The following is a 3,314-nucleotide window of genomic DNA, read 5'->3' as shown; positions in this document are numbered from 1 at the left end:
CCTCTAATAATTCATCTATCTCTACTTTTTTTAAATATCTATCTCTCACATTATCAAGTTTCAACATACTTATTGCACTTGTTGGTATTGACCCTTTATATATATTATGTTTTTCACTAGTAACACTAACTTTCTTATAATGTTTATATACTGTTGTTACGAAAAGTATTATATGGTTTACAGTGGCATTCTTATAATTTATCATTAAAGCCTTTTGTATAGCACTAATATTTTCATGTGAAATTAATTCAATGGATTTATTTCCAATTACATCTTTTAAATGTTTTATATATCTAAGCTTAGTACCATTATTAGATTTATTCATATTTTTATCATTTAGATATATGTACACAATATCATTAAATGTAATATTACTTGATACATGGGTTATCTTAGGTCTAGCTATTTCATCATGCTTAATCGAATGCATAGTATCAACTCTAACAGCCTTACAATAAGCTAATCTAATACCTTCACTATATTTACCTATAGTTTTAAGTTTATCTCTATTTTCTTCATCTTTGTATCTAATAATAAATATTTTATCAATAACTTTATCTTTGTCTGATATAATTTCTTTATAGAATATACCTATTTCAGATGTTGGTATTTTTTACTAAGTGTTTTCATGATTCCTTTCCTGAACAATTGAGTCCGCTTTTAGTCCGCCTCATATGAAGAAAACGAACTAAATTTGATTGATTATGCTAACATAACAACATATATAAAATGTCTATACACATCTATAACACGAGCTTTAAAGGGATTTGATGGAATTTACTATAATTAGACTATATGGGTTAATAATATGAAATACTTTATTGCAACAGTACTCGCAAGAGGAAAACGTGAATCATTACCTATTTATGCTGACAATAAAAAAGATGCACTTGAATACGCAAAAATAAAATCTACTGGTATTTTAATCAAAGTTGTTGAAGCAACTGAACCTCTCGACTCTCAATTTATACGTTTTAAACGAGATCTATTCCAAAATTTCAAAAAGAAAAAAATAAAACCAGATTTTATCATTGCTGCGATTCGCCAACTTGCAGTTATGACAAATGCAGGAATCTCTATTTATGACTCACTTAGTGAAATTGCAAGCGCTTCAGACGATGAAGCATTAAAAACTGTTTTTTCTAAACTTGCTGATGATATTAATTCTGGTCATTCACTTTCAGCTTCTATGGAAAACTTTAGATATGAGCTCGGGAATTTAACTATCGCTATGGTCCATCTTGGTGAAAAAACTGGTAACCTTGATGATGCTTTATATTCTTTGGCTGATATGCTTGAAGAGATTCGATCTAACTTTATTAAGTTTAAAAAGGCTATGGCATATCCTAGGAATGTTATGGTTGCTATGGCAGTAGCTTTTACTATTCTAATCTCTTATGTTGTACCCGAATTCAAAAAAATATTTGAATCATTAAATGCAGAACTACCAATTCCAACACAAATTCTCTTAACACTTGAGCATCTATTTAATAACTATGGACCTTATGTACTCATGAGTTTAATTTTTTCCTTTATTACTTTTAGATACTTTGTTAATAATTATAAAAACTTTAGATTTGGCTGGCATAAAGTACTCCTAAGAACCTATCTTATTAAAAATATCATTAAATTTTCTACACTCAATCGATTTACCTTAGTTTTTTCCGAATTACTCCGTGCTGGTATTCCTATTGCAGAAGCACTTGATACTTCTATAGAGATGATAGATAATCTTCCTCTCAAAGAGAAGCTATATTCAGTTAGAATTACAGTTGAAAAAGGTGGAGCTTTAAACAAGGGATTAAAAGACACTCAACTCTTTGAGAACATGATTATTCAAATGGTAAGTGCTGGTGAAGAAAGTGGTACTCTGGATACTATGATACAAAAAGTAGCCGAGTATTATAAAATGCGTTTTGACGCTATCATTGATGGTTTAAGTGAAGCTATCGAACCAATTATGCTATTTTTCATGGCTGCTATGATTACTCTACTTGCCTTAGGTATTTTCTTACCTATGTGGGATATGGGTAATGCTCTTCAAGGAAGATAATAAGTTAGATTTTAGTTACTAATCTATCAAGATTTTGAAGAAGGTTTTCCATACTTTTTTCATCTGCTTTTAATATATATTTTGGAGTATCACTAAAAAACTTTTCTACAATTGTGATTCCTAATATACTACACTCATATTCTACTTTTCTTGTCTGTGCATATTCAAAAAGAATTGTTTGAAGTATTTCTTCTTTATATTCTTGTAAACTTGCTAACTCTAAAACAAGATTTGTAGCATCACTATATGCCCGAACAAGTCCACCGGTGCCAAGCTTTGTACCACCAAAATATCGTACAGTAATGATTCCGCAATTAATCAACTCTTTACCTTGAAGTACCATTAAAGTTGGTTTACCCGATGTACCTTTTGGTTCACCATCATCGCTTGAATGTTCTACAATTTGTTTGAATTCATTGAGGTATCTAAATGCGACAACAAAGTGTCTTGCTTTTGGATGTTCTTCTCTTAATTTTTGAAGTGTTGTTTCATATAAAGGATAAGGGACAAGATGAGAGATAAACTTCGATTGCTTTATCTCTAAGGTTTGGGTGTAGTGCTCATTTACAAAATTCATCTTTATGCTAAATTAGAAAAGACCTTTTGTACATCATCATCTTCTTCTAATTTTTCTAAAATTTTGTCTATATCTTCTTGTTGTTCTTCTGTAAGGCTAATCGCTACATTTGCAATTCTCTCAAGTGTTGCCTTTTTAATCTCTATCTTCATATCTTCTAAAGCTGTGTTTAATGTACCAAAGCTTGTGTAATCAGCAGTAACTAATACTTCACCAGATTCAGCTTCAATCTCTTCAAGACCAGCATCTATAAGTTCTAATTCAAGTTCTTCTATATCTGCATCTTCTTGCAAGTCGAACTCAAAAAGTGCTTTTCTATCAAACATGAATTCTAAAGAACCATTTGTAAGCATTTCACCACCACGCTTATTCAAAATATTTTTCACATTGGCAACTGTACGAGTATTGTTATCAGTAGCACATTCTATAAAAAGTAAAACACCATGAGGAGCCTTACCTTCAAAGTTTACCTCAATCATGTCAGCAATATTTTTTTCAGTAGCACGTTTAATTGCTGCGTCAATATTGTCTTTTGGCATATTTTCAGATTTTGCATTTATAATAGCAGTACGAAGTTTAGGATTCATATCTGGATCCCCTCCTCCATCTTTTGCTGCCATTGTAATGATTTTTCCAAGTTTAGGAAACAATTTCGACATTGCTCCCCATCTTTTTAATTTTGAT

4 protein-coding genes are annotated in these 3,314 nt (G+C 30.8%); 1 reads left to right on the top strand and 3 read right to left on the bottom strand.

Going from position 1 to position 3,314, the window contains the following annotated elements:
* On the bottom strand, positions 1-430 hold a 430-nt coding region (locus ACI9TV_RS16040), incomplete at its 3' end, for a hypothetical protein (protein WP_415251830.1).
* 378 nt (positions 431-808) lie between these two features.
* Here ACI9TV_RS16040 and ACI9TV_RS16035 point away from each other — a divergent pair.
* A complete protein-coding gene (locus ACI9TV_RS16035; RefSeq protein WP_415251829.1) occupies positions 809-2,053 on the top strand; it encodes a type II secretion system F family protein in 1,245 nt (414 codons plus the stop codon).
* Between the two features lie 4 nt (positions 2,054-2,057).
* Here the strand turns inward: ACI9TV_RS16035 and ACI9TV_RS16030 are convergent, their stop codons facing one another.
* Both ACI9TV_RS16030 and ACI9TV_RS16025 read right to left on the bottom strand, forming a co-directional pair.
* Entirely contained in the window at positions 2,058-2,630 is a 573-nt protein-coding gene (locus ACI9TV_RS16030; RefSeq protein ID WP_415251828.1) for a YigZ family protein, read from the bottom strand.
* 2 nt (positions 2,631-2,632) lie between these two features.
* On the bottom strand, positions 2,633-3,314 hold a 682-nt coding region (locus ACI9TV_RS16025; RefSeq protein ID WP_415251827.1), incomplete at its 5' end, for a YebC/PmpR family DNA-binding transcriptional regulator.

Origin of the sequence: Sulfurimonas sp. (assembly GCF_047622445.1) — a bacterium.
In the GTDB taxonomy this organism is placed as follows: Bacteria; Campylobacterota; Campylobacteria; order Campylobacterales; family Sulfurimonadaceae; genus Sulfurimonas.
Note: the sequence above shows the minus strand (reverse complement) of the source record. Positions and strands in the feature narration are given on the sequence as shown.